Origin of the sequence: Ralstonia sp. RRA (assembly GCF_037023145.1) — a bacterium.
Lineage (GTDB): Bacteria > Pseudomonadota > Gammaproteobacteria > Burkholderiales > Burkholderiaceae > Ralstonia.
In genome coordinates this window covers 46669-72955 of sequence record NZ_CP146094.1, presented here as the reverse complement: position 1 = coordinate 72955, position 26287 = coordinate 46669, and the positions used below count along the sequence as shown (strand labels likewise).

Annotated in this window: 25 protein-coding genes; all 25 read left to right on the top strand. The window is 58.5% G+C overall.

What is annotated here, in order from left to right; translation table 11 throughout:
• Positions 1-493 precede the first annotated feature (493 nt).
• The 25 genes from V6657_RS29470 to V6657_RS29350 all read left to right on the top strand — a co-directional run bounded on the left by V6657_RS29470 (position 494) and on the right by V6657_RS29350 (position 26268).
• Complete coding sequence (locus V6657_RS29470) at positions 494-1747, top strand: hypothetical protein (RefSeq protein WP_024979576.1); 1254 nt, start codon at positions 494-496, stop codon at positions 1745-1747.
• A gap of 76 nt (positions 1748-1823) precedes the next feature.
• Entirely contained in the window at positions 1824-2198 is a 375-nt protein-coding gene (locus V6657_RS29465) for a hypothetical protein (protein ID WP_182557885.1), read from the top strand.
• Positions 2195-2755: a hypothetical protein gene (locus V6657_RS29460; RefSeq protein ID WP_024979577.1), complete on the top strand. Its 561-nt coding sequence runs from the start codon at positions 2195-2197 to the stop codon at positions 2753-2755. The genes V6657_RS29465 and V6657_RS29460 overlap by 4 nt, the downstream gene beginning before the upstream one ends.
• A gap of 453 nt (positions 2756-3208) precedes the next feature.
• On the top strand, positions 3209-4195 hold the full coding sequence (locus tag V6657_RS29455) for a hypothetical protein (protein WP_048932974.1): 987 nt from the start codon (positions 3209-3211) through the stop codon (positions 4193-4195).
• 124 nt (positions 4196-4319) lie between these two features.
• The gene (locus tag V6657_RS29450) at positions 4320-4835 is read left to right on the top strand and encodes a hypothetical protein (protein ID WP_024979580.1); all 516 of its coding nucleotides are present in this window, start codon (positions 4320-4322) and stop codon (positions 4833-4835) included.
• A gap of 179 nt (positions 4836-5014) precedes the next feature.
• Positions 5015-5293: a hypothetical protein gene (locus tag V6657_RS29445; RefSeq protein WP_080693756.1), complete on the top strand. Its 279-nt coding sequence runs from the start codon at positions 5015-5017 to the stop codon at positions 5291-5293.
• Positions 5290-5574, top strand: coding sequence for a hypothetical protein (locus V6657_RS29440; RefSeq protein ID WP_024979581.1), 285 nt, complete (start codon positions 5290-5292; stop codon positions 5572-5574). The genes V6657_RS29445 and V6657_RS29440 overlap by 4 nt, the downstream gene beginning before the upstream one ends.
• 420 nt (positions 5575-5994) lie before the next feature.
• Complete coding sequence (locus V6657_RS29435) at positions 5995-6333, top strand: hypothetical protein (protein ID WP_024979582.1); 339 nt, start codon at positions 5995-5997, stop codon at positions 6331-6333.
• 108 nt (positions 6334-6441) lie between these two features.
• Positions 6442-6627, top strand: a complete 186-nt coding sequence (locus V6657_RS29430) for a hypothetical protein (RefSeq protein WP_024979583.1) — start codon at positions 6442-6444, stop codon at positions 6625-6627.
• Between the two features lie 278 nt (positions 6628-6905).
• Positions 6906-7124, top strand: coding sequence for a hypothetical protein (locus V6657_RS29425; RefSeq protein ID WP_024979584.1), 219 nt, complete (start codon positions 6906-6908; stop codon positions 7122-7124).
• A gap of 183 nt (positions 7125-7307) precedes the next feature.
• On the top strand, positions 7308-7763 hold the full coding sequence (locus V6657_RS29420; protein ID WP_024979585.1) for a hypothetical protein: 456 nt from the start codon (positions 7308-7310) through the stop codon (positions 7761-7763).
• Positions 7764-7881: 118 nt separating this feature from the next.
• Positions 7882-9696 (top strand): hypothetical protein, encoded by a 1815-nt coding sequence (locus V6657_RS29415; RefSeq protein ID WP_024979586.1) that lies wholly within the window; start codon positions 7882-7884, stop codon positions 9694-9696.
• A gap of 334 nt (positions 9697-10030) precedes the next feature.
• A complete protein-coding gene (locus tag V6657_RS29410) occupies positions 10031-11659 on the top strand; it encodes an ATP-binding protein (protein WP_024979587.1) in 1629 nt (542 codons plus the stop codon).
• 211 nt (positions 11660-11870) lie between these two features.
• Positions 11871-12629: a phospholipase D-like domain-containing protein gene (locus V6657_RS29405; protein ID WP_024979588.1), complete on the top strand. Its 759-nt coding sequence runs from the start codon at positions 11871-11873 to the stop codon at positions 12627-12629.
• Between the two features lie 1115 nt (positions 12630-13744).
• Complete coding sequence (locus V6657_RS29400) at positions 13745-14983, top strand: site-specific DNA-methyltransferase (protein ID WP_024979590.1); 1239 nt, start codon at positions 13745-13747, stop codon at positions 14981-14983.
• A 9-nt stretch (positions 14984-14992) separates the two neighbouring features.
• A complete protein-coding gene (locus tag V6657_RS29395; RefSeq protein ID WP_024979591.1) occupies positions 14993-17092 on the top strand; it encodes an EAL domain-containing protein in 2100 nt (699 codons plus the stop codon).
• A 128-nt stretch (positions 17093-17220) separates the two neighbouring features.
• Positions 17221-17790, top strand: coding sequence for a hypothetical protein (locus tag V6657_RS29390; RefSeq protein ID WP_024979592.1), 570 nt, complete (start codon positions 17221-17223; stop codon positions 17788-17790).
• 80 nt (positions 17791-17870) lie between these two features.
• Positions 17871-19373: an AAA family ATPase gene (locus V6657_RS29385; protein ID WP_024979593.1), complete on the top strand. Its 1503-nt coding sequence runs from the start codon at positions 17871-17873 to the stop codon at positions 19371-19373.
• Between the two features lie 66 nt (positions 19374-19439).
• Positions 19440-20324, top strand: a complete 885-nt coding sequence (locus V6657_RS29380; protein ID WP_024979594.1) for a DUF5131 family protein — start codon at positions 19440-19442, stop codon at positions 20322-20324.
• A 50-nt stretch (positions 20325-20374) separates the two neighbouring features.
• Positions 20375-20809, top strand: coding sequence for a hypothetical protein (locus tag V6657_RS29375; RefSeq protein WP_024979595.1), 435 nt, complete (start codon positions 20375-20377; stop codon positions 20807-20809).
• Between the two features lie 110 nt (positions 20810-20919).
• Positions 20920-22074, top strand: a complete 1155-nt coding sequence (locus V6657_RS29370; protein ID WP_024979596.1) for a hypothetical protein — start codon at positions 20920-20922, stop codon at positions 22072-22074.
• Between the two features lie 114 nt (positions 22075-22188).
• Positions 22189-23247, top strand: a complete 1059-nt coding sequence (locus V6657_RS29365) for a DUF1643 domain-containing protein (RefSeq protein WP_239498109.1) — start codon at positions 22189-22191, stop codon at positions 23245-23247.
• Between the two features lie 12 nt (positions 23248-23259).
• On the top strand, positions 23260-23751 hold the full coding sequence (locus V6657_RS29360) for a hypothetical protein (protein WP_024979598.1): 492 nt from the start codon (positions 23260-23262) through the stop codon (positions 23749-23751).
• Between the two features lie 240 nt (positions 23752-23991).
• Positions 23992-24720 carry a hypothetical protein gene (locus V6657_RS29355; protein WP_024979599.1) on the top strand — a complete coding sequence of 243 codons (729 nt, stop codon included), beginning with the start codon at positions 23992-23994 and terminating at the stop codon, positions 24718-24720.
• Between the two features lie 690 nt (positions 24721-25410).
• On the top strand, positions 25411-26268 hold the full coding sequence (locus V6657_RS29350) for a ParB N-terminal domain-containing protein (protein WP_231973475.1): 858 nt from the start codon (positions 25411-25413) through the stop codon (positions 26266-26268).
• The last annotated feature ends 19 nt before the right edge of the window (positions 26269-26287 follow it).

Below are 26287 nucleotides of genomic sequence, written 5' to 3'. Positions count from 1 at the left end.
TTACGCCGTTCGTCTTGGACCCGGTGCCAACGAGAGGAGTCCATCTGTGAGCACCTCAAGGGAGGAAGCGTTACACGCGCTAAATCGAGCTTGCAAGGTTCGACAGCGGAGCGGCCGCTACGCCTACGGCACCATCGTCGAGGTGCATGCAAGTGGCGACTATCTAAAATTCCAGAAAGGAATGGATGGGAGATTGAAGCCGCAGTGGTATCGCCGGGAGAGCGTTGTTTTGCTGCCTGCGGATCCCGATGCAGAGAGCACCTAGCGCGCACGTACTCGCCCCTCCATATCTGGGCCGCCTCGTGGGCCCCATGTCGGGAACCACAGGCAGCGCTCAACTTGAAACCCCTCCCGTTTGTGGCTCCTTTCTAGATTGTTCGCGTAATCGGGCGCAGGTATCGTCATCTCCATCTTCCACAAGTGGTGATCGCGCGCGCCTGGCAATTATCCGGCGCAGCCGCACCACATGCAGTGACGAGCAACGGAGAACGAAATGCTGACAGAAGTGGAACGCCTCGACTTGCGTGACCAGCTTTTCGCGAAGCGCTTCCAAGCAGGACACAAGGAACAGATCTTCGAGCTGCTGGCGGTGGTGCCAGGAGAGAAGGACGGTGCCGAGGCGGTGGTTCACTATTCGTTCGCGCCGCCAGTGTGGGAACGGTCAGCTTGTGCCACCGACCACCACGTGTATGTAGCCCAGCTGATTGGCAGCACCTCCTACAAGGGTCGTGCAATCGCATGCGTGCATCACGACTACTTGTGCGACGAGTGGCCGATCGATTGGAACGCTACAGCGAAGCACCCTTCCAGAGACTTCCCAACCTTGGTAGTGCGCGAATACGCCGATGGTTCAGTGAAGGGTGTGCTCATGCGCCAGGCTCGGTCATATACGTACGTTGGATTCACAGCGGACTACGTCGAGCCTGAAGAGGTGGAGACCGCTCTCAAGATGCTGGGGGCCTTGGCGCCCCGTCAAAAGTACTGCGGATGGTTCAAAGACTCCGACATCGCTGCGGAGTCCCTGGAGGCGGCAATCTCCATGACGGCAGAGTCCCCAGGTGGGCAGAAGTTCGTTGTGCTTTACCGCGACATTGAGTGGTTCTCAGGGATCTGGAACAACCCCACGAAGGATGCACTGCTGGGCGGGACCTTCAGTTTGACGAGCGTTGCTGACTTCCACGGTACTCGCGTGTCGAGAGCTAAGCGAGCGTCACGACCAGGGTTGGTCGAAGTCCGGAAGAATATGGCGATCTCCGGGAGCTATTCTGCGCTTCGTGCTGCGCTAAATCTGCTCACGGATACAGTTCCTTGGTCCAAGATTAAGCAAGACTACGAAGCGAATGGCGCTGTGAAGTCGTTGTGCGATTGGTGGAACGCCAACGCTCCCGAGGAGATGCGATTTGCCGGCGCGTTCCGAGTATATCGCTGGAATCCCGGTGATATGACGTTCGTTGCAGGTGATCCGGAAGAGCCTGCAATGCAAGCCAACGTGGCGGCAAACCTGCGCTCCTTTGCCCTCTTCGAAGAGGTTGGACAGCCCACAGTCCTCGTTTGGTTTTTGCGCGGACGTGCGTTCAATGCCGAAGAATCTGGCGGCACTGTGATCTTTTCTGCCAATGGCGTCCCTGCCTACGATCTAGCTCAATCCCTCGAAGAGACTGACGAAGCGTACTACTCGTTGGTTGGTCTTGAGGAACTGTGGGTCAACGCCAGAATGTCCACGGCGGCTCATGAAGTCACCACTTAAGCAGGGCGCCGGCCGCGGTCCAGAAAACGGGCGAACCCATTATTGAACGAAAGGGGGCTTCATGCTGAGTAGTGCCATGTTCGCCACTGGAATTATATTTTGGGGCCTGGTGTTGTATTTCGTCCTCTGGCTGATTGCAGAGTTGATCTGGGCGTCAATTACGACTGCCAGTTGGCTGCGATTCGTGTGCCGTGCGGCGCGACTTCGCGGTGCCAGCCGTTACCCGACCGTGCTGAAGCTTGCCTCGCTATATCTGAACAACTGGCCAATATTTTTTGGCTTCAGGAAAGGCGGATTGGTGTACCGCGAGTCCAATGGCGTATGGGAGGGGGTGGGCCATTGGAAAGTCCATCCACCTACGTCGCCATTTGACGCGAGCCACGCTTTGCCGTTCCACACCGGTAATGCGAGTCCAAATGTTGCAACCAAAGATCTATCGACCTCTAAATGAAAATCAACTTCCTGGCCAACGCAGCCGCGCTCACGTTGCTGATCGTTTTTGCCGCTGCGAGCCCCGCGAATGCAGAATACCGACAGGTCTATGCGTGGACGGAGGGCCGAGCGTCGCCCGAAGGGCACAAAGAGACATCGATTGCGGACGTGCGAGCGGCGAAGGAACGGCCCAATGGAACGTTGGGCGGAATGACAGCAGTCAGCGTGAAGGTGCTGCGGAAAGGGGCTCAGGAAGTCGAGCGCAACGTCATCATTCGCGATGGGGGGTACGCAGTGATCGGCGAACGCTACGCGTTCCCCATCGCGACTATTGGCGAACAGATCAATCCGGATGATTTCAGCGGGTTCTGGCGGCTGACAATCAGTAAGGTCACGTTCGACCAGAGCGGCGTCGCAATGGTGGATGCTACGCTGGATTCGCGGGAGGCGCGCCAGCATGCCGCGTCGCAAACACTGTCAGTCCGGATTGGCGCCGGCGGCGAGGGAGCCATCATTCACGGCGTCAACGGCAAGGATTACGTTCTTAGCGTACGGCACGTCGAACCGGTGATCTAACGCTGTGCCGCAATCAAAATCGAAGTGACGGGACCCATTTCGGGCGACTCAGCGCTTAATTGAGGCCAGACAAGACGTCACGGTTCTCAGATAGGACTCAGATGACTCTACGCTTTCAGGTGTTTTCACGGAGCGGAACAAGCTGTCCCTCGTACTCGGCACCGTGGTATTGGTTGGCCTCGCTGGTCGCCACGTTCCGGTATGGCAAGGGCGATTACTGCAGGATCCTGGATGCGCGCACGGGCGTCACGATGATGGAATGGAAGTTGGCGAAGAGCGCAAGCTAGATTTCGCGCTATACTTTCGCAGCAACATTCGCAAGGCAGCTGGACCTGATCTAGCCAATGGCACCTAGTGCCTCTCTCTTGCCGCCCAGCGCGGCGTCTTTGTTCAAATCCCCGCGGGGCAGCATCCCGCTCCGGGTCCTGCTTCGCACGTATCCTGGAGCAGGAAATGAATCCGTCTTTGACCCGTTTGCTTGAGTCGCGCATGCCGCGTGACCAAGTCAATGCGTATCTCGATCCGGGGTTGGTTACCCGTGTCGGCATCCCTCATCGCAGTGGCAAGCTCGTGTTCCACGCCTTCAATGAAGGTTACCCGGTGATGGTGAGTGCAAATGCGTTTTGGGATCCGGCTGCACGTCAGTTCGCGTTTCCTTCCGCAACTGACCTTTCCGAGTTGGACTACGCGTTAGATTCGGCCGGATATAGCGCGATCTCGCTTTGGCAAAAGAAGGGCACGCAATCTGGGATAGCGGGAGTGTACCCCTGGAGTTTGGAGCAGTACCTTGCTTTTGCAATATCGACTCGCGCGAGTTGGTATGCGCAACCCGACTTGTGCTGTGAGCCCGAAATATGCAGCAACGATGAGGAAATCGACTACCGCATCGACGCCACAGCAACACTGTTGGAAGGTTGCCTTCGGATCGCCTACGAGTACCAGAACCAGCTAGTCCAGCAAGGGTGGTCTGAGTCATCTGTTCGGAATGAGGTGCGTCTTCCCGTGCCTGTCTTGCAGGGCTGGCGAATTTCACACTACGCAAGGAGCCTTGAGCTCATGCGCGCGGTATGGGAGCGCTGGCAACCTTGGGCAGCGCCGCCGGCGCTGATTGGCCTCGGGTCGGTCTGCCGACGAAGCTTGGGGCATCCAGATCACGGTCTGTTCGCAATCCTCGCAAGTCTCGAAGGAGAACTTCCTGAAACCAGTCGATTGCACTTGTTCGGCATAAAGGGAACTGCAATCGACCAACTGAAAATGTTCGACTGGATCGCGTCGACAGATTCGATGTCCTTCGACCTCGGTGCGCGTCGAAAGGCCTTTGAAGCTGGGATTTCCAACACCATCGACCATCGGAAGCGCGAGATGAGTAAGTGGATGGAAACTGCAAGGCGCCGCGCCATGCCGGCAACCGGCGATCAGTTCCGCCTCAAGCTGCACTGAGTCCTTTCATTGTCAGATGTTCAAGCCCTTCAGTAGTTGGGCTCGCGCATCACTTTCTTTTATCACCCTCGCGGGGCAAACTCCCCGCTGGGTGGTTTGCTTCGCACCAAACACGGAGCAATTCATGCAGAACAACCTGGTTCTCATCCCAACGCATCTGATCCAATCGCTGCTCGCTTTCGCGAAAGCACATGAGCACAGCGATGCCCCCCCTGGGGCAGGGGGCGCTGGAGCGATAGGTGCCGAGGCTACCTCGAGGCTTACGCCGGTAGGCAACGCGATTCCAGAAGTAGAGGCACTGCTTGCTGCCAGCAAGGGCGGTTTCGCCGATGTCGCGGCGGTGGCTTGTCTCTCGACCTGTCACATTACGGCCGAGACGAACGGAATGCTCGAGCTGGCTGGCGATCGCAACCCTTGGTTTTACGGCCAGTACGAGTCGGGCTACTGGATTTGGGTTCCTCAGGAAGACCCCATAACTGGCGCCTACGCATTCGCGCTGGCGGCACCAGAAGACATCAGATCGATCTGGTCGTGGGCTCGCGAGCGCGGCTTTTTCTGGCTCCGTTTGGATGCTGACGGCTCGATAGTCGATGGCCTTCCGACCCACAGTTGGGAGTCGTCGGCAGACTTGGGCGGTTGATTGGCCATAGCTTTTAGACCGGGGTCACCGCAAGTAATTCTCGCGGTGATTTTTGCTCCGGCAGTTGGGCCAAACTAGCTAGAGTGGCGCCATTTCGGGCGCTTCTTTCGATCAATCCCTCGCGGGCGACAGTCCCGCGCGGGGCCGCTCTGCGAGGAAACTTTCTCAGGAGCAGATTTATGACCACAACGGTCGATATGGCGGCAACGCCAGCACCAACCAGTGAATTGTCGCCAGGCTTTCGACGAATGGAGAATGGCGTCGTCACTCGTGTCCATCACGACGATTGCCCGGTTTGTCATGGCAAACTGACGCACCACTCGCCGAATGGCTTCGACAAGATCTTCGAATGCCACGCGGCGGGGCACCATCGCCACATGATTCGTGGCATTACGGGCGAGTACGTCACGATGTCCGCTCTGATGCCGAAGCGAATTCAGAACGGAGGCTCACTATGAAGAATCCATTGACGGCCCTGCAATTCCCTGTGGTCGTGAAGGTGGTTGCCTTCGACACGTGCTTCCCAATTGAGCTCCACGCGGCCGGCACGCTGTACGCCGACGGCGGTGTGTCGATCCAGTATCCGTTCAAACCTGCAGAAGGTGTGGATGATGACGCGGATCCGAAGGACCCTTCGGCTGCTGCGATCGACATCTCCTACATCGTGTTGCCTGACGGTGCGGAAGTGATGCGAGCCTCCGGCTTCTGGCGCGAAGTTGCCAGTCCGCCGGAGATGTAGGTTTTCCTCCTAGGGGGATGCGCCCAGATCAACTCCCGACACGGGGTTGGCTGGGCGCTTTTGCATTCTGGCAAGGCAATGAGGCTGATTCCAAGACAGCATGCGGCACTCATTCGTCACCTTCGACGAAAGATCGGAGAGGCGGCACTCCAGGACGGTCATCAATGCATCAAAGGCCGTGCATGCCCGCGCACCGGCGCTTAGGTTGCCTCGACGTGCTTCGTGTCGTAGAAAATCCTCTACAATCGATCCCGATCTTCGATCCGGGAGCTGGACCGTCTTTCTAGCCAACAGTGCCGGCCATATGCTGCTGCGCACTTCGTCACGGCGGTGTATCACCGCCGCTGTCATCTATTTCAACCCGGAGGGGCAATCGCCCCTCGGGCAATTGCTTCTCCAGTTTTCCCAGGAGTAGCAAAAATGCAGATTCATCTTCAGGATGCAGCGGTTCAAGCGGCCCTCATTGGAGGGCTATTCACGCTCACGGCTGCAATCATCGCCGCGGCAGTCGCCGCAGTCGTTGGTAAGCGGTTTGACAACCAGCGACGGCTAAAGCGCCATCTCCGAACGGCCATCAACGATCTCGCGTTCGCCCTCGCGGTGGAGGACGCCCATTGTGAGATGCACGCCAAGGAACACGGCGAGTCGTTCAAGAACCGTGTCCGCGACAAGGTTCGGGAACAGGGGTACGAGTGGTCGGGCAAGTTCACGCCTGGCCGTGCTCGAGTCACCCTTAAGCACGAAGGCTCTGCCGACTGATAGCCGGCTGAGCGGCTGAATCCTTCGCCCCGACCGCCTGAAGGCAGTTGGGGCGCTCTATCTATGCCTCTGTCCAACCAATTCGAGCCCCAGACGGGGCCAACGTCCATGACACTCACTGACATGAAGGTCCAGCAGGTTCTTAATGACCCCAGCACTTCCGACTGGCTCAAGAATGCACTCCGGGCCCAGCTCGAGCGGGATCCGGTAGACGCAGCAAATGATGCCGACGTTTTGGCTGAGATCTTTCGCTCAAAGTTGGCGGAAGTCTTCGGGACAACTGGCTCGGCGTAACCGATACCTTTTCAACGCGCCAGCGCTTCCCATTGGGAATTGGGGGTGTAGAATGTCCCCTGATCCTTGATCCGGTAGCTGGACGTAACCCAGCCTTTGGGGTTTGGTGAATATCAGCCTCACATCCTTCGATCTTGCGGCCATTTCTGGCGCCGCAAATCCCTCTCGGTGAACGAAGTGTTCTGGTGAATCAGTTTCGCTTTTGTCATCGATCACACCCTCGCGGGTTGCAGTCCCCGCGTAGGGGGCTGCTCCTTGCATCAATCTGGAGCCAAGCAATGACTCTTACTCAAACGACGTTTCCGCTGTACGTGCGTTGCGCACTTGAGACGTTTTCCGCCCACGGCGAACGTACGAAGGCGCGACTGTGCGAGCTGCTCGACTTTTTCTTCAAGTCCACTGGCCAGCTGCAAACCGACGAGCGAAGTTCGCTCGAAACCATGGCGGTGGCCTACGCAAAACAGCGTTGGCAACTCGGGGCGGTCGAGGGCTTCTGAGCCCGCAGCCACCGGGCGCGCATAGGTCACCGTATTCACTGACCTAAGCGGGACTTCAATCCAAGCGGGAGGTCTTCTTCCGTTCTGTCGGACTCCATTTCATGGCGCCGGCATCAAATTGACCCTCGCGGGGACGCGCTCCCCGAAATGGGGGCGCTTCTTCGCAAACCTTCGGAGAAGTAAATGACATCGTTTGTTGATCGCGTCAACGCGCCAATCTCGGCCCGCCAGCGAGCAATGCTGGAGCGCGATGCGCGTGACCTGTATGGCGCAGCTAAGCGCAAGGGGACCACGCTGGACCGCTGGGAGCACGCGTCTGAAGCCCCAGCTGCCCAGGAGCATTTCGAGCTCGGTTGCTGGCTGTACTACTTCACGCAGCGCTTCCGGAGTGGTAAAGACGATCTCGATCTGCGCATCGATATCGTTCGCCGTCTGTTTCTGGCTGGCCTCTACAACCCGGGCTACATGTTTTTCACCGTGTTCGATTTTGGGGAGCGTCAGTTCGACTCCATCTTCGAGCAAGGTGATGCTGAGCAAGTGAAAGAAGGCCTGCGCGCGTACGTTGCCGACGACAGAATCCGAAAGGGTTTTGAGCAATGCGGCTGGTCGAGTGAAGGCGTTCAGCCGGCGCTGTTCTAACGAATCAGCGCCCACCAGGCGCCATTGGTCACCGGATTTACTGGCCTTGGCGCTACCTCAACCCCTACGGGAGAACTTCTCCCGCTGGGGGCTGTTCTCCTCCTAATTGGAGAACAGTATGTTTGACGAGATCCGAAACAAGATGGAAGCGGTGATCGTGATCCTGATGGACAAGATCGCTGCTGGCCATGGCCTGCAGGTTGGCTACAGCGGAGGCAAGGATTCGACCTGTGTCGCAATCCTGATGCTCGAGGCTGTTCGTCGATCGTGTCTGGCCGGCGTGCAACAGGCCCGGCACTACATCGCAACGTCTAACACGACGATCGAGAACCCGTCCATTTCCAACCATTTGCATATCGCGCTCGAGGAGTTCCGTGCGTTCTGCGAGGAAAACGACCTGGACGTCGGCGTGCACATCGCGGAACCTTCGCTTGCTGCGCAGTTTGTTGTTTCGACAGTAGGGCGTGGCACCTTGCTCCGTACACCTGAGAACGGTGTGCGCGATGGGAAAGTGATCCGTGCCTGCGCGGACGACTGGAAGGTCAAACCGCTTGGGCGCTTGCGTGCATTGCTTGAGAAAGAGGCGGTTGCCGCGGGCTTTCGCGAAACCATTGTGCTACTCGGTACTCGCTACGACGAAAGCGCGGCGCGATCTAGCCTGATGTCTCTCCGAGGCGAAATTGCTTTGGATGCGGTCCGGCATAAGGATGGTTACCTCACGCTATCGTCGATCTGTGATTGGAGTCTGTCAGATGTCTGGGACATGCTTGCAATGTTCTCGGATGAGCGATTCGCACCGTTCCCATCTCCTCTGAGCGTTCGGAGCATCGGCCGCATGATCGATCTCTACCGCGCGGGCAATGAAGGTACGTGTGGTGTGACGGTCGGCGACAGCGGCAACAAGGCAGCATGTGGTAGCCGGTTCGGTTGTTCGATATGCGGCGTTTCAGGTGAGCGGGACAAGTCGATGGAGTCGATGATTCAAGAGCCACAGCATGCGCATTTGGCCGGAATCAATCGAGTCCGAAACTATCTACTTGCGACGCAGTGGGATCTCAGCAAACGCGAGTTGGTCGGGCGTACGGTCAGCGAAGCCGGCTATACGCGAGTGCAGGCCGACGTCTACTCATACTCTCACCGTGTCGCGCTTCTGAGATACCTCCTGACGCTCGACGCGACTGAAATCGAGCGCGCAGACCGGCATCAAGCTGATCTGGCCACGGGAAAACTGGAAGACACCCCGGTGAACCGAGAGCTCTGCGATATTCAGTTCCAGTTGGTGACGCCGCAGCAATTGGTCGCGATCGACTTCTTCTTGTCGATGCACCACTATGCGCCGCAGGCCTTCCCAGCGGTGGCGATTTGGCACGACGTGCACACGTTGGGCCGACGCTATGAGGTTCCGGTCGTCGCGACATACCCAAAGATTCCGATCCCGCTTCATGGGTGGTATCGGGTTGGACAGTACGATGCCGAGGCACCTGTGGACGGCCTGCGTGATTACGGGGCGGAACAGTGGAACCGATATCGTCACGGCAAACGGGTTTCAAACTATGCAGCAACGACGGCCGGCGAACGCGTAGTCTACTTCGAAGAAGCTGACCAGCTTGAAGTGGACGCCGAGGCCGCGTGCGCATTTGTTACCTGTACGTTCGACACGCGCTTGATGCTTGAAACTCAGTCTGAACCCGCAATCTCTTCCGCGCGGTTTTGGCTGAACGAAGGGATCTTGCGGTTGCCGTCAGGCATGGCTCAGCGGTATCAGGAAATGGCGAAGCGAGGGCAGTACTTCACCCGCCTCGCCGAGCGGCTGAACCTTACGCCAACCGAACTGGATGAGCATCTGATCCGGAACGCAATCGGCGATGCAGAACACAAAATGCTGCTCAGTCGGGACGACCAGCAAAGGGATCTGTTCCAGGAGGCAGCGTAAGCAAGCTGCTTGCGATGGCGACTTCATTGCGCTTCCCCGCCTCGACCCCACAAGGGGCCGGGGCATTTTTTTTGTCCAAAGGTGGCTGGTAATTGCGATGGCACCATCGAAGCGGCCCGCTTGTACTTCCTATCGGGAAACTGAGTTACAATCCATCCCGATCCTCGATCACGGTAGCTGGACCGTGCCCAGCCAGGCTGTTGTTGTCCGCTTTCGACACAGCAGCAATTCAACTCTTGGAACCGCCTTCGGTTGGAGGTGCGAATTCCTATCTCACCCTCGCGGGGCTTTCGTCCCGCTGGGTCGTTTGCTCCGCATTTTCTTTGGAGCAAACATGTCCTCTTCTTCCGTACGTATTGCAGTCAACCAGGGCAACCTGGTCAAGAACCTGAAGTTCGCGTTCTCGAATTTCTCGACCTTCCTGGCCGAGCTGATTCAGAACAGCCGTCGAGCCGGCGCAAGCATGGTCGACATCCGCCTGGAAGGAAAATCGCTGACTGTCATCGATGACGGTCAAGGGGTCCAGGACTTCCAGAAGCTGTTCACGATCGCCGAGAGCGGCTGGGATGCTCAAACGCAGTCGCTCGAAAACCCATTTGGTATGGGGTTCACAAGTGCACTGTTTGCGTGCGAGGTGCTGAAGGTCGAGTCCTGCGGACAACGCCTCGAGGCGCGCACTCTCGACTTGCTCGAGATGCGTGATTTCTCGCTGCAAGCTGGTGAGGTGGCGAGTGGCACACGGCTGACCTTGAGCAACCTGACCTTCGACGAGAATCGTATAGGCAGCGCCTTGAGAGAGATCGCGCGCGGCTACCCGATTCCTATCTTTTTTAACGGCGAAGAACTGGAGCGACCAGACGCTCAGGACGCCCAAACGTTCGTCGCAACACCGGTCGGGGCCGTTTCGATTCGCGACCTCAAGGGCTTCGGATTTGGACGGCGGACCGCAGTGTATCTTCAGGGCATTCGCGTACTGGGAAGCCATTCCTCGCGCCCCGACGCTATCGTTCACCTCGATAGCGCAAGGTACAAAGCGAAGCTGCCTGACCGCAACTGCCTGATCGATGCGGAGGACAAAGCCAAGGAAATCGAGGCGCAGGTGTCCGCAGTCGCCTATTCCATGCTCGCTGAGCTGCAAGGCAAGATGGACCCCGTCGAGTTTGCCAATGCCTACTGGAGGGTTGCGTCCAAATGTGCGCCGGATCTGCTCCGCGAGCTTCCTGTTGTACCGGCGAGCGAGGTGGATATCCTGGACGATCTGCGATGTTTTGCGGATTGGCACAGCCCTTATGCTCACAGGGGTGCAAATGCCCAGCCTCTTAAGAGGTCGGATTTCGAGAAGGGAGTCGTACGAGTGGTTCGTGGATCCGGAAGTGTGGATCTCGAGGAAGACCTCCTCAGCGCAGTCAAGAGAGCCTACGTTATGAAGATGGAAGCCTTTATTGTTCGGGGAGAGGTCCCCAAAGGTCACTGGCTCATGAACGCGCCTCTGATTGACGATCTCGAAGTCAGCTTCGAGATCGTGAGTCCTGGAGCAACAGCGGGATCCGACCATGAAACGCACTCATTCGACATACAGGTCTGCGACGGGGTGCTTATCAAGGGGCCTTGGGGTGATGTCAAGGTTGCCGATCACGAAATCGCGATCGGTCACGGAGAGAAATCGTTGGAGAGCGTTACCGTCTACAGCCCGCCCAGCGCAAGCAAAGGTGAAGGTGTTTTGCAGTTCAACGCATTCTCGGACGACGATCGCTATGATGAGCAGTACGAGCGCGAGTGCCTGGCGAAGTACAGCCGATGGATCAAGCAGGCTCGGAACGTGAAGCCGCAGGATCTTCTAACCGATCTTCTGTCGGACGTCTGGGTGGACACTGACTCAGTACGCAATACGCGTTTTGTCTTGGAGGTAAACGCACACGGTCGTCTCAACATCGTAGAGCAGTTGCCTGCCGTGGTCGCTTAGTTTCACTATCTCACCTTTAACCCGCGCGCTGCGCGGGTTTTTTTTTGCCTGCACGGCAGCGCAAGGCTGGCAAAGAACATGCATCAGTGAGACCATAACTTCCCGATAGGAAGTTGAGACGCCTTGACCTGGCCAACATCGTCACCAGTAGAAATCGGTGTAGCGGTACGTAGCATTGGCGTCGTAGGTACAACCAGAACAGGACAGGACCATGAAGAAGCTATTCATCTGCGCAGCACTCCTAATTGCGCCTGCATTCGCGCAAGCGGGGATCGTCGATTCGGCTCTCGACAGCATTGGCATTTGGCATGGCAATCGCGTCGAGCAACCGACTTCCCATTCATCCCCTGACGTGCTGGCCAAGATCGCCGCGGCAATGTCTCGAGACAACCGTGAGGGCGGTTACCAAAACACTTCGTACCAGGGCCGCAGGGGGTACCACGGTTCTCGCGGCTACGACGAAAATCAAGACGATGCCGCCAGTTCGTCGGGTGAAAGTGCGGTGACGGTACCGGCAGCAGGCACGATCGAAGTCGGCTTCTCGCCCAATCGTTCGGCGATGAATGTGGCGCTGCATGTCGTAAAGGCTTCCACGCGATCCCTGGATATCGCAGCCTACGAGTTCACGAACAAGCGCTTTGAGAAGGCAGTCGTCGCCGCCATGCGTCGTGGTGTGCAGGTGCGCATCGTTGTCGATGCGAAGGAGAACGTCGGCAAGGGAGCTTCTATAGCCGGACGTCTTGCTGCGGTCGGCGCGCAGGTCCGGTATGTGGATGACGCACCGCTGATGCACAACAAGTACCTCATCAGCGACGGAGAGACGGTCGGGACCGGATCGCTAAATTTCACCGTTCGCGCTGAGAAGTACAACCACGAAAACTTCCGTGCTGACTGGCGCAATCGTGCACTGGCTCAACAGTACATGGGCGACTTCAACGGTATGTGGGCAAACGGCCATCCCTGGCGTTAAGTATAGACAGCGGACGGCAGAATGTCAGGATTGGGGAGGGGATGCTGTGGCGCTTCAGAACTGCCTTCCTTTCCCGGTAAAGCAGAGTTGATCCCTGCCGCCTTGAGCCATTCTGCAGCGTCGAAACAGAGGAGTCGAGAAAGACATGGCTTTTGACGGATGCAGCGGGGCGCCCGCCGGAAGCGGTTGGGGCTCATATGGCCCGACGCCAGGTGAAGACAGCGCTCCCGTGAAGGCAATGCACTTGATCATGCGGGGTGCTCCTCGAGAGATGCGGCTCAGGCCCTACGACGCACTCTCCGCTGCTCTCTTGCACCTCTACGAGGAGGTCCGTTCCGAAAACGCCAAGCGAGCTAAAAGGGGCGCGAAGCTTGCATATGGGACGGCGGTCGCAGCGGTTGATCGAGTTCTCTTCCCCGATCTGCTCTCAACTGTGATTGGGCTCGACGAAGGGTGTCGCGTGCGGGTGCGGTCTGACGTCGAGTTTGGCTCGGAATGCCACCAGAACGCCACGCGGGGACGTCTGGGAACAGTCAGCGCAATTGGCGCTCACGACGATGTTGAGGTATGGCTAGACCCTGTTGAAGGCGCGGCCGGCTGCACTTTCACATACCCGAGAGATGCGCTCCAGCCATTGATTGGTCTCAACGGGGACGTCTTGCGCGACCCTAGGACGCTCAGACTGGCGGACTGGCAACTCAAGGCGATGGCGGATGCACTTGCCCTCAATCTGGGGGCCGAGAATGTATCTGCGGACGTCGCGGCCCGGCTCTTGAGGGCTGCAAGCGGAATCCTTAATGCGAATCCGGCTGCTGCGCCTGTAGGGGACTAGCAGCCGACTCGCGCCGGTGGAACCAGCGATGCGAGCGGATGCCTTCGCGCAGTGGATCACAGGCGAGCGCGCATGGGCGTGCCTGTTTCTCGATGCAGGGCGAACTTTTCAACAGAAAGATGGCCCGCATGCACGCTAATTCGGAGTGGTTCGGCGTGGGGCATTCTGGCCCAATAGACGCTGCAGCGGGTGTTGGTTTCCCGCAGGGCTAGAAATAGGCACCGTCTCTGACAAGCTGGAAGGGTCGACGCCAATGCGCGTCCTACTTCCAGAACTTCCAGCTATGCAATTGGACCTCTTTTCGCACGTCGCGAGCGCTTACGCGGATGCTCCGGGCGGTCGCCTGACGAATAAGCAGTTCTACCAAGCCGTCGCTGTACGCGCGGGCATTTCCATCCAGGAGCTCCACGAGAAAACGCCGATCGGTGATGACGGCAAGCTTTACTCGCTCGTTCACCGGAAAATGCGGTGGGGGCAGCAGTCGCTTCGCCGCATGGGTATTCTCGAGCGCGTGGCCGGTGAGCGCGGTATCTGGCAACTCACGGAGTCGGCCGGCAAGAAGCTGGATGAGGCAGGGAACGAAGTTCAGCTGATCGCATTCTCGACAAAGCTCGGGATCGCAGTCTTCGGGAACTGCAAGCAGGTGTTTGCGGGGCTCAACGAGCCGGTGCATTTGGTCATAACGTCTCCTCCGTTTTTGCTCGCCAAGCCGCGTGCATATGGGAATCCCCCCACGATGAAGGAGTACATCGACTTCGTCTGCGAGACGATTGAACCGGTGTGCCGCCATCTTGCCCCCGGCGCGAGCATCATCATCAATTTGACCAACGACGCCCATGTCAGGGGCTCGCCGGCCCGCTCGACATATCTCGAGCGCCTGGTGTTGGCTCTTGAAGACCGACTGGGTCTTCACCTGATGGACCGTATTGTCTGGAAGTCTTCAAAGGCACCGGGACCGACCCAGTGGGCATGCCTGAGGCCGATCCAGCTCAAGACCGCCTATGAGCACTGCTATTGGTTCACCAATGACCCGTCGCGCGTGCGCTCAAACAACAGAAAGGTCCTGTTGCCGCACACCGAGCGCCACTTGAGGTTCATGGAGGAGGGGGGCGTCAAGAGGACGGCATCCTACGGTGACGGGTCGCAAGTGCACCGTCTGGGTCAATACGGAACGGTGACGGAAGGCCGCCTGCCTTCGAACGTGCTCGAAGTGGGCACGTCTTGCGCCGACACTCGCGCGTATCGCCGCCGAGCTGCAGAGCTCGGGCTGCCCCTGCACGGCGCGATGATGCCCACACGCATTCCTGAGTTCTTCATCAAGTTTTTGACCGAGCCAGGTGAGCTGGTGGTCGACCCGTTCGGCGGCACAGGAAAGACCGCACTTGCCGCGGAGCGACTTGGCCGGCGCTGGGCAATGGCGGAGAAGATGCTGCAGTACATCCGCGGAGCAGCAACGCACTTCGAGCAGTTTGACGGGTATTCACTAAACCCGCTGTTCGAGCCGGTTAAGTACGCTGCATAAGGAGTGGTGGTGACAGGTTCGCAAAACTACGCACTGGTCGCGGTTTCGGTCCTCGTCGCCGCCTTTACGTCGTACACGGCGCTCGATATCAGTGCACGTATCCGTCTTTCGACTGACGCTGTAAAGCGCTTGTCCTGGCTTCTTGGTGGGACCTTCGCGATCGCCACTGGGCTCTGGGCCACGCATATCCTGGGCATGCTTGCCTTTACCCTACCGTTTCCGGTGGCGCAGGGTACATGGATCACCCTCAAGTCGTTTGGGCTCGCACTGTTGGTCTCCTATTTGACGCTCGATGCAGCGACCCGTGCGAACCCAACGCGTCAGATTGTCGTACTCACGGGCATCGTTACTGGCGTCGGTCTGTCCCTGATGAGCTTTACCGCAGTGCAGGCGATCCGCGTCGAGCCGGGGCTAACGTATTCTCCTGGCGTCTTCGGCAGCGCAATGATCCTTGCCATTGCTGCCACTACGGCTGCGCTCCTCGTTCGCATTCGGCTCGGTCGCCCGGGTGCACACCAAGTCATGGCCATCCGCGTCGTGGCGAGCGGCCTCATCGGGGCCTCGATTGGCGGGGGGCACTACCTTTCGCTTCTTTCGGTTGTGGTGGCGCCGAACAGCCGATCGCTCCTCGTGACCAGTGCGTCAGCAGGGGGAGAGGCGCTAATCGCAGTAGTGGTGAGCTCGGTATTTATCGTCTCCTTCGCGCTGCTGCTGTCAGTGATTGGATTCCGCCACGAGCGTGAACGCATCGGTCTGACATCTTCGCTCCGGGAAGTCAGGCAGCGTTTGACGATGCTTGCCTCCATTGACCCCCTGACTTCGTTGCCTAACCGGGAGGCTGTCTACCGGAGCATTCAGGAGCAGATCGACAGTGCGACCATTGCCGGGTCAGCGTTCCATGTACTCCACGTCAACCTTGATTCATTCAAGGTTTTCAATGACTCATACGGATTGGCCATCGGTGATAGCTTGCTGCGGATTGTCGCGGTGAGGCTGGTCGAGGCGGCTGGCCGGAGCGCAGTTGTGGGGCGGCTCGGTGCTGACGAGTTTGCTCTCGTTGTTCGTGACGCTGGCAGTGGTGGGGGGCAAGAACTTGCAGGCAAACTTGTTGAAAGCATGCGCGGCGGAATCGCGGTCGACAACGCAGCCACGGTAAGGGTAACGCTGTCTGTGGGCATTGCCTCGTTCCCTAAGGATGGGGACGTGCCAGAAGTCCTACTGCGGAACGCCGATGGGGCAATGTCGGCGGCGAAGGCATCCGGTGGGAATGGCTACCGTTGTTACGGTCCCGACATCAGAGAGAACTCGTCCCGGCGACTCCAGATCATGCAGGCTCTGCAAGATACGGTCGAGAAGGGAGGGTTCAAACTCCATTTTCAGCCAAAGTTCGGATGTGACGGTCAGTCAGTCGAGGGCGCGGAGGCGCTGATTCGATGGACGCATCCGGAACTCGGTATCGTGCCGCCCTTGGATTTCATTCCATTGGCCGAGCGCACAGGCCTAATCTCCCAGATTGGAAATTGGGTGATTGGGCAAGCATGCCGCCACATTCTGGAGTGGGATCGTGCGGGGCTCCCGCCGGTGCGAATAGCGGTCAATCTTTCGCCCCAGCAGCTTCAGCAGCCGGGCTATATACGGACGGTCAACGAGATTGTCGGTCAGCACGGCGTGGAGCCACATCGCCTTATGTTCGAGATTACCGAGACCGTTGCGATGGAAGTGGCCGAGCAAACCACCGCCAACATTCGAGAATTCCAGGCAGCGGGATTCGATATCGCGATCGATGACTTCGGCACTGGTTACTCTAGCCTGGCCTACCTCCAACGGTTCAGAGCCAAGCAGCTCAAGATCGACCGGTTCTTTACTAGAGGCCTCGATGAGCATGGCGATGAGGGCTATGCCATCGTTTCGGCAATCATCGGCCTCGCGCATACGCTCCGAATGCAGGTTGTCGCGGAGGGTGTGGAGACCCAGTCTCAACTGCAGAAGCTTCGTGACTTGAGCTGCGACCAAGTGCAAGGGTTCCTGCTCGGGAAGCCCATGGGTGCAGAGGATTTCGCTGCATTTGTCCGGGAGCAGGCCAGCGAATCGAACCTCGCGCCTGTTTGAATCCCCCCTTGGATGGCGTCCGTTTCTCGATTGTTCCCGTCCACGCTGAGTGGTGTACTCGCAGGGTAGGCAAGGAGTCCCTTGGACCTTGCTGGAAGGAATTTCAATCCCATTCAATCGAGCACACCATGAAGACCATTCGAGCAATCGCAGCTGCAGTTCTGGTGATGGCTAGCGCCGTTGCGCATGCCGACGTTGGCGCGCCTCAGCCGAAGTCTCATCTGCCCGGGCTGGAAGCCCTGGAGAAGAATCCGAAGGCGCTGAACCTGACCGTGCAGAGCTTTGGGAAGACCACGCATGTCACGCTCGCGCTGAACGCCAACCCGACGCATTTCGAATCGAAGGAGGTGTTTGGCTACATGGGGTTGTCGAAAAGCGGCCAGGTTGAGCCGATGCAAGAATCGGTGGGGCTCCGCGTCGTTGCGGTGCCGGTCGCGATCATGCCAAACGGTGCACTGGTAGTGCGCTTGGCTCTAGACAATTCCCGCCTCGACGCATTGAAGACTGTGAAGCTCGGTGACCGTGCATTCCAACTTGCCGATATCTCCCGCGATGTGAGCGAAGCGACCCTGGTCGTTAAAGATGGCGAGGAGGTACCCGTAATGGTTGCTCAGGACGCGGGTAAGCGGGCCTTCCAAGTCTCGGCGCGACTGGCCGGCTCCGGTGACGCGCTCCCGGCCGCTGAGGCGACGAACTAAATCTGAGGGCTGTTCCGCTCCGGCCACGTTGTCGAGGCCCCTGCGATGAACACCAGACGCCCGCGCACTTCCCCAACCACATGAGATTGAAGCCGACCGCCGAGCAGAATCAGGCCATCGATCTATCCATGACTGGCGCGTCCTTCAAGGTGATCGCGCGCGCAGGCTCCGGCAAGACGTCGCTGCTGGACATGATCGCGCACACGAAGGGCAATACGCGCGGGGTCTATCTTGTATTCGGAAGGGAAAACGCCGCCGAGGCTAAGCGAAAGCTTCCGAAATCGGTATCCGCGAGCACGTTCCATGCGCTTGCGCACCGCTCATTGCCAGCGGGAATCACGGCTAAGGTCAACAACGCTATGGAGACCACTGACCTGCTCAGTGGGCGGATGGGATTGCGGGCGATTGCCGTGCCAAGCGTGCTCGGCCGTACGGTCGAGCTCAGAGGTTCGGACTTGGCGCAGATGGTCAATGATGCGGCTGTACGTTTCTGCAAATCGGCTGACCACGCACCCTCTCTCCATCACATTGCTGCGAATCCCATCATTGAGCGCAGGGCGATGGAGCAGCTGCAGGGTGAGCTACTGCCGTATGTAGAGACGCTGTGGGAGGAGTTCTGCAGTCAGAAGAGTCCGTATCGCATCGGGCACGATGTCTACCTCAAGATCTGGCAGCTTTCCACACCTGAAATTGAGGGGCGGTACATCCTGCTCGATGAGGGGCAAGACAGCGATGACGTCATGCTCGCGATCCTTCAGGGGCAGTATCACGCGCAGGTGATCTACGTCGGCGATCCATATCAGCAAATCATGGAGTTCCGCGGCAGCGTAGATGCAATGCAGCGCATTGAGGCCCCAGAGGTGTATTTGACGCAATCGTTCCGGTTCGGCCGGAGCATTGCTGATCTGGCATCCCTTGTACTTAGGAAGCTCGGTGAGACGACACCCATAAGGGGGCAAGACTCAATCTCGTCTGTAGTGATCGACGAAGCAGCAGAGAACTTCATCTTCCCGTTCAAGGCCGTTCTGTGCCGCACGAACGCTACAGCAGTTGCCCAAATGGCCGATGAACTACGGTCAGGAAAGCGTGTCGCTCTCCGGGCAAACTCTTCCGAGATCTTGAATTTCTGCAATGCCTCTCGACAGTTGATGTGCGGTATATCGCCCGCATCACCTTCAGCGCTCACGTTGTTTCAGGACTGGATGGAAGTCTGCGACTACGCAGACACGTTCGCTGGGAAAGAGATCAAGCCCTACGTGAAGCTCATCAACGATATCGGGCCCGACATGCTCGAGGAGATGGTGGGGGCATCGGTACCCGTCTCCTATGCGGACATGGTCATAAGTACCGCGCACAAAGCCAAAGGCCTTGAGTTCAAGTCGGTGAGGGTGGAAGGCGATTTTCGGTTCTATACCGACGAAGAGACCGGCAAGGTTGAGATGACACCGGAGGAGTTGAGGCTGCTCTATGTGACGCTCACCCGGGCACGCGAGTGGCTGGACATCTACGCCATCCAGGGGCAATTGAAAGCCATGCTTGCGGATGCCGAGATTATTGGCTCCAGAGAGGACTCCCTTATGTGAGGCCAGCTGGAGCGGCCAAGACCTGTGGGGCTTGCAACAGTCTGCGGTTTGAGTGAAGAGGCAAACATGGCAATCGAAACTGGCATTTCCTATGCGAAGTCCACCATCAACGGATGGATTGGCTGCACGCAGATCGGACCCGGCTGCGACGGGTGCTACGCGCTAGCGGGCGACATACGGTTTCACGGCGGAAAGCACTGGGGTCCAGATGCGCCACGCCAGCGGACTGCGCCTTCGAACTGGAACAAGGCATTCACCTGGAACCGCCGCGCAGCCAAAAGCGGTGAATTCTGGCCGGTGTTCTGGAACACCCAGTCGGACATGTTCGACAACGAGATTGACGAGCAATGGCGGGCCGATGCATGGGACCTCATGGCTCAAACGCCGTACCTGACCTGGCTGGTGGTCACGAAACGCATCGGGAACGCAAAGCGCATGTTGCCTGCAGACTGGGGGACCGGCTATCCCAACGTCTGGCTAATCGCCACCGTGGTCAATCAGGAAGAGGCAGAGCGCGATATCCCAAAGCTCCTAGACCTTGATGCATGCGTCAAAGGTATCAGCCACGGGCCCGGCCTTGGCCCCATGGATCTGACTTTCCAACTGAAATCTGGGCGACATGCCGGAAAGGCTGCGATCGAGGAGTTGGACTGGATCATTTCTGAAGGGGAAAGCCGGCAAGGTAGCTGGGCTGCACGTGAGTACAAATTGGAGTGGGCGGAAAGCCTGGCGGAGCAAGCAAGCCGGTATGACGTGCCGTTCTTCATGAAGCAAGCGGGCCATTTTCCGACCAGGAATGGGGCCAAGGTTACGTTGACCGGAAAAGGGGCGGTGGTTGGCGAATGGCCAACTGCCTTACAGCGCCAAGAATTTCCAGGTGGGAAAACGCTGGCGGAAGGGACAGATTCCCCGTCGATCACAGGTGCGGTCATACAGCTTGCCGTGGTGTGAATGGCGGCACCGTCCAGATAGGAAAACAGCAGGCATCAACGATGGTACAGATGACAGCCGCAGAATTGCGAACAACGGCAGTTGAATCCCCCAGCGCCCAGAAGATGAGCGTCGACGCCTCAGCCCGTCCCGATAGGAAACCAACTCGGGTGGCGTCACTGGTGTGGCTCGCCGTTTCGCTTGCGATTGGAATAGGGATTGCCTTGTGGGTATTCCACAAAGTGCAGTTCGAGCAACAAGCAGACGGGGTTATGACAGCTCGCTTTGCACAGAGCCTCGGTCTCATTGGAAATGATGACAGTCGCCTTGGCCGAATCGAGAAGGTCTGGTTTGCTCGCTCCGCAGCGGGCGGCTACCTCTACCGTGCCGTCTATCAAGGCGCCAACCTTCAAAGCGGCGTCATCCGTCGAACCACAAGAATCGACCTGATCCGCTTTTGCAAGGCAGCTCATGAGGAAGGGTGTCGCATCTTGGATAGGAAATAGGGATCCCAAGGAGCACCTCTACCGCCTCCTTGGCGCTTGCACAAAGGGGCTAGAAATACATGTTCGACTTGAGATACTGGACTCACTCGAACACTTCACACGGAGAAACTATGAAGAAACTGACTTTGGCATCGTTGGCAGTTGTCGCACTGCTGTCGGCGTGCGGTGGTGGCGGCGACGGCTCGGCTGCGGGCAACGGTGGTTCCGACGGTACTGGCACCGGCACGGTGGGGAATCAAAGGACGCCGGTGAACCCGTACACGGGCCAAGCTGCACCTGGGGCCAAGACGACGGCAGTTACCGGCCAGGTCTTCAACAGCGGCGCGACTGCTGGCGCGACGGTGACGGCCTACGTGCTGAACGCAGATGGCACGAACGGTACCGTGATCGGTACGGCTACTTCGGCCGCGGACGGCACGTTCAGCATGACTTTGAGCCAAGCGCCGTATGACTCGGCCAGCTACGTGCGCTTCGTGGCGACGGGCGGCACCTACACGTCCTCGGCGGACCATACGGTCCAGACGAACGGCACGTTGGAACTGGTGACCCCGTACATCACGACGCAGTTCAACAACTTCGTCATCACGTCGCTGACGCATGTTGCTTCGCAACGTATGTCACAGGTCGCGTCGGGCGGCGCGGCGATTGCGACGGCCTATACGACGGGTGCCGGCATGGTGCTGTCGCTGATCGGCTTCACCAACGCAATCCTCCCGAGCGACCAGAGTGCTGGCGTCAACTACCTGGCCCTGGTGCCCGGTTCGTCCGGTGATGCCCTGTCCGCATACGCCGACGCGCTGAATTCCGTCGAGGCGTACGGCGTCCAGTACGACCTCCCGTCCTCGGTCTCGGTGCAGGTGCTGGCACAAAGCCAACTGACCGGCACGGCATCCAGCACGCTGCCGAACGGGAATGCGATCAACATCGGCCAATGGCAGAGCGGCGTCTTCAATCCGGCAGCACCATACACGCTCGGCCAGCTGGAAGCGAACGGTGCGCCTCCGCCGTACGCCCAGATGCATCAGTTCATGGTCTGGGAATACGTGATTGCGGACTGCAACAGCGGTAACAGCGCGCCGTACTACGCTCGCTTCCCGTTGCAAGCCGGCCAGCCGGATCTGTTCACTTCCGGTCAATGCCCGACCTACAAGAACTACGTCAACACCATCGACGGAAAGGTTGGCACGAACAATCGCAGTCACGTGCTCGTTACTACGCCGGGCTATGTGCCGCAAACTGTGCCGGTGGTCGGCGCCGGTTCGTAAGGTCCGCTAGCAGGCCCACGGTGTGGGCTTCTGCACCACACATCCCCGCCTTGAGCGGGGTTTTTTCATTCCAGAGCGCGTTGATCCCGTTGGTCTGGGGAGCGTGTTGGTAGAATGCTTCCTGGCAAGAAGCATGAGGCGGCGGAAGCGGCACGCGCGCGTGCTATGTCAGAGAGGAAAACTGTGAGTGCAGCAATTCCGGCTTGGACCGAGCAGAACGCGTATTTTTCCGGTGAGAAACATCGGGTGTGGTTGCGACGCCAGCTGAGCATGTTTGGCGTCCCAGTCGCGTTTATTCTGCATAACCCCAGCACGGCTGATGCAGTAGACAACGATCCAACCGCGCGGCGGGGAGTCGGGTTTGCTAATGCGCTCGGTGCTAGCGACTTAATCATCGTGAACGCCGCGACCGGAGTAGCGACTGATGCGAACGAGCTTGCCCAAATGGAAGACCCAATCGGACCAATGGCCGATGAGGCGCTCCAGGTTGCCGCCGAGTTCTGTCTGTCGCGCGGTGGCGTCCTGATTGCCGCTTGGGGTACACCGAAGGGAAAGGCGAGTACCCGGCGCCTAATGGATGCCAGGTTCAACGACATCCTCCGGCTCAATCTGCCGTGCACGCATTGCGAATTACCTCCTCCGGGTACCCCGAACACCCGCTGTACTTGCCCGCCGAGCTGCGCCCCGTGCCGTGGCGCTATTCCATCCCTGTCGCCTGACCACACGATGCCAAATCAGTTGATGCGTATTGCGAACACGATCCGCAAAGAGTGTTTCAACACAACGCGACAGCGCGTTCAGGCGGTGAGCTGCCTGGCCAGTTCACTCGCTTTGGGTATGGCGGTCGGCATCGGATCGGCCAGCATCGTTGGGGTGACGTTCTGCATGTTGGTGGTACTGGCGATGGTGTCTGGTGTCACCGGATCGGAAAGTCCGGTGTTTGGCCCGACATGCGCTGCGGTCTTCGGCCTGAGCGGCTACACCGGGCTTGGAGTTGCTGCCGTAGTCCCACAGGCGATCGCCGACGCTCTTCTGTTCCTCGCCGGAATCGGTGGGGGCGTTGCAGCCATAGTGTGGTGGGCGGTGCAAATGGGAGGTTTGGTGGTTGCGTCGCGCGCAAGCGGTAACACCGAAGGAAAGCTGGAACGGTCGCGCAGTTGCATTCAAGGATGAGGGAGGAGGGTGATGTTCCGAACACGTAGAGAGATTGCTGCGCAGGCGGTCAGCGTCCTGATTATCTTTGGCATCGTCTCGTGTGCAGGCCTGAAGGTCATTGCAGGCAATGAGGCGGCCTTCGCCCAATGGATCGACGATCAAGGGCGCGGATTCCAGAAAGTCCGACAGGGCATCGGTACCTTGGTGGCTTCGGCTGACGATCCAGAAAGCAGGGTGAAGCGCGTCTTAGTGCAGACTTTGGAGCCAGGCACGCTCGCTGCGGCAGCGCAACTCACCGCCGGTTACCTGGCTGCGTCTCCTTTCCTGTTTCAAGCCAACGTTGCGCCTCCGCCCAATCAAATTCAGGTAACCGGTGCATCTCTGGAAAGGAATGGACAAGCCACTACGGTTGCGAATGCAGGGAAAGAACGATGCCAGTTGCGACTGCTGCCGACGAAAGGCACGGACCTGATCGGCGCTGGCTGGGCGATCCAGGACGCCAGATGTAGCCGGACAGACTAGACCGACATAATCAATGAAAAGGGCCGCATCTGCGGCCCTTTTTGCTTTTTCGGTGCCGATTAAGGCGTCTCGGGTAAGGGTTGCCGTGGGTGTAGGGAACGCCTCCTAGGGGCGACTAAGGGAGTATCATTCGGCTTACTTTAGTGCTTCCCGTTGGGAATCACTAATTATCGCTTTCCTTAACAAAACGGCCGCGGATGGCAGCTTGCGCTGTGCGGCCAAATAATGCCGGAGGGCATCTTGGCCAAGAGTGAAATTCCGAACCCCGAGAGCCGGATTCCGAGCGCCTTGTATCTCGAGCTGCGTGACTGGCTGCTCAAGAATGACCCCGACGCCAGACGAATCATTGAGTGGTCGAACCAAAGCCGCTGCCGCCCGGAAACTCCTGAAAAGATGGCAGCAGAAATCATCTGGATCGTACTTTGCGCGGGTCGTTCCGCCCAGGCTGCACGCACCATCGAAAAGCGCGTCTGGGATGCAATCGAGGAAGGGCGCCCCGTCGTCAGTGCATTTGGATTCCGTGCCAAAGCTGAGGCAATTGAAAGAGTGTGGCGCGAGCGCGCGGCCGACTTTCATTCGCTGCAGGACGTCCTAAGCCAGAACAACCCCATTCGACTAGTCGAATGGTGCGGCGCTCTTCCGTGGGTGGGAGTCGATACGAAGTACCAGTTGGCCAAGAACTTCGGTGAGGACGTCTGTAAGCCGGATATCTGGCTTTGCCGTCTCACGGGCTTTCCAGACAAGCCGCGACGCCGCGGGCTTGAGAGGTTTGACGCCTGCATGCGACTGTGCCGCGTGCTCTCCGACGCTTCCGGCGACAGTATTGCCACCGTGGACAGTGTGCTCTGGCTGGCGTGCAACAAGGGCGTTCTTCAAGTTTCGCCGCAGGCTGGGCCCGTGACGTTCGCCCCAATGAAAATTTCCCGAGCGGAAATCATCCCAGGGGCCGAGGAGCGCGTACATCAGTAAGGAAGCCGGCCGATTTTTGAGGGCTAGAAATGGCATTCGCACTCGGTATCTTCCATTTCGTAGGGCGCAGTCGAAGTACGGGTTCTCCTTCAAACGTCTCGCTTCGATGTTGGCTGTGTTGCTGGCTGGACAACGAAATTGCGTTTCGTTGCGGAGACGGCAACGCGTAGAAACAGTGGCTATTGGGAATATTTGATGACCGTATGGACTGGCTCGGAAAGTCAGGTGCGACTTCCACTCTGTTGGCTGACCAAGGCTCAACTCAGTGACGACGAGCGCGCCGTCATGGAAGTGCTGGCGAGCCGGGGAGCCGTGGAAGGAACAGGAAAGGTCGCCCGCGCGGCCTTTCCCGGGCAGCTCATCAGCCAGAGCGAACGGTTGATGCGAGCGTCAAGAGTGCTTGTGGCTCTTCGTGATCGCAAGTTCGTCGACTGGTCTCTCAGCGAGGGCGGCCTGGTTGTCTGGCAGCTGGTTGCGGATGGTGGGCGAGCAGAGTCCTCTCCAGTGCCGTGAAGGAAAACTGAGTTTTCGGAAGGAATGGGTTGTCCGTGCGATGAGCGCTCGGGCACTTGCGCCATAGCTAAGTTCAGGAGTATGCAAGTGGTGGCAACAAAACGGAGTCAGGGTGTGCGAGCGAAGACACAGCCTCAGCTTGTCCTTGACGGAGCTGCTCCGACTATTCCATTTGAGATGGACTCCCAATTGGAATTTGGGGATCGTCAAGCGCTGAACTTGGGTACGGGAGCGAGCCACCAGTACCGGTGGGCCGTCGACGAGATTCGTGAGGTTCGCGGCTTCAATCCTCGGATCGAGACGGCCGCCTACAAGGCCGGCATCGAGCGTCTGGCCCTCGAGATTGCCGAGAACGGTTTTGATGAGAGTCAACCGCTCCTGGTGTTCCCGATCCGCGAGGGCAGTAAGACGGTGCTTGCGGTGCGGGACGGGCATCGACGACTGCAGGCAGTGCGGCTCGCCAATCACTATCTCGACGATGGGAAGAATCGGCAAATCGATCAGCTGCCGGTAATTATCGAAGAATGGGCGGACCCGCGGTCGCTCACGCTGAGCGTAATGCAACGGAACGATCAGCTTGCCCTGACCGTCTTCGAGACCGCGATCGTTGCTTTTCGAGCTCACGTGAAGCTCGGCATGTCCACAATGGAGATTGCCTCGGAGTTCAAGCGCTCAGAGATGCACATCAAAGGGTTGCTTTTGCTCGCCAACGCCGACCGGCGGATCCAGGATCTGGTCATTGAAGACAAGACCACAGCGACAACGGCCATCAAAGCGATCCGCTTGTACAAGGACGGTGCTCCCGAGCGTCTGGTGGAAGTGACTGCGGGGAAAGGCAAGGTCCGACCACGAGATCTACCCGGGGAGCGGCTGAAGCGGGTCATGCGCAAAGTGGGCGCAAGACTGCTACTGACGATCAAGGACATAGAAGCAGATCCCGGATTCAAACGCCTTAGGCGCGAAACGCGTGAATCGATCAGCGATTTGCTCGAGAAGGTTCGCGAGGCAGAGAAGGAAGATCCGGTCGACAAATAGATCGTCTGGTGCTCGGTGT

Coding starts and splice junctions, on each gene's coding strand:
- V6657_RS29410 (WP_024979587.1), top strand. CDS start 10,031: ATGTCCTCTTCTTCCGTACGTATTGCAGTCAACCAGGGCAACCTGGTC.
- V6657_RS29350 (WP_231973475.1), top strand. CDS start 25,411: ATGGACTCCCAATTGGAATTTGGGGATCGTCAAGCGCTGAACTTGGGT.
- V6657_RS29450 (WP_024979580.1), top strand. CDS start 4,320: ATGCAGAACAACCTGGTTCTCATCCCAACGCATCTGATCCAATCGCTG.
- V6657_RS29380 (WP_024979594.1), top strand. CDS start 19,440: ATGGCAATCGAAACTGGCATTTCCTATGCGAAGTCCACCATCAACGGA.
- V6657_RS29360 (WP_024979598.1), top strand. CDS start 23,260: ATGTTCCGAACACGTAGAGAGATTGCTGCGCAGGCGGTCAGCGTCCTG.
- V6657_RS29455 (WP_048932974.1), top strand. CDS start 3,209: ATGAATCCGTCTTTGACCCGTTTGCTTGAGTCGCGCATGCCGCGTGAC.
- V6657_RS29470 (WP_024979576.1), top strand. CDS start 494: ATGCTGACAGAAGTGGAACGCCTCGACTTGCGTGACCAGCTTTTCGCG.
- V6657_RS29400 (WP_024979590.1), top strand. CDS start 13,745: ATGCAATTGGACCTCTTTTCGCACGTCGCGAGCGCTTACGCGGATGCT.
- V6657_RS29375 (WP_024979595.1), top strand. CDS start 20,375: ATGACAGCCGCAGAATTGCGAACAACGGCAGTTGAATCCCCCAGCGCC.
- V6657_RS29425 (WP_024979584.1), top strand. CDS start 6,906: ATGACTCTTACTCAAACGACGTTTCCGCTGTACGTGCGTTGCGCACTT.
- V6657_RS29370 (WP_024979596.1), top strand. CDS start 20,920: ATGAAGAAACTGACTTTGGCATCGTTGGCAGTTGTCGCACTGCTGTCG.
- V6657_RS29365 (WP_239498109.1), top strand. CDS start 22,189: ATGCTTCCTGGCAAGAAGCATGAGGCGGCGGAAGCGGCACGCGCGCGT.
- V6657_RS29405 (WP_024979588.1), top strand. CDS start 11,871: ATGAAGAAGCTATTCATCTGCGCAGCACTCCTAATTGCGCCTGCATTC.
- V6657_RS29415 (WP_024979586.1), top strand. CDS start 7,882: ATGTTTGACGAGATCCGAAACAAGATGGAAGCGGTGATCGTGATCCTG.
- V6657_RS29440 (WP_024979581.1), top strand. CDS start 5,290: ATGAAGAATCCATTGACGGCCCTGCAATTCCCTGTGGTCGTGAAGGTG.
- V6657_RS29420 (WP_024979585.1), top strand. CDS start 7,308: ATGACATCGTTTGTTGATCGCGTCAACGCGCCAATCTCGGCCCGCCAG.
- V6657_RS29460 (WP_024979577.1), top strand. CDS start 2,195: ATGAAAATCAACTTCCTGGCCAACGCAGCCGCGCTCACGTTGCTGATC.
- V6657_RS29385 (WP_024979593.1), top strand. CDS start 17,871: ATGAGATTGAAGCCGACCGCCGAGCAGAATCAGGCCATCGATCTATCC.
- V6657_RS29435 (WP_024979582.1), top strand. CDS start 5,995: ATGCAGATTCATCTTCAGGATGCAGCGGTTCAAGCGGCCCTCATTGGA.
- V6657_RS29445 (WP_080693756.1), top strand. CDS start 5,015: ATGACCACAACGGTCGATATGGCGGCAACGCCAGCACCAACCAGTGAA.
- V6657_RS29465 (WP_182557885.1), top strand. CDS start 1,824: ATGTTCGCCACTGGAATTATATTTTGGGGCCTGGTGTTGTATTTCGTC.
- V6657_RS29430 (WP_024979583.1), top strand. CDS start 6,442: ATGACACTCACTGACATGAAGGTCCAGCAGGTTCTTAATGACCCCAGC.
- V6657_RS29390 (WP_024979592.1), top strand. CDS start 17,221: ATGAAGACCATTCGAGCAATCGCAGCTGCAGTTCTGGTGATGGCTAGC.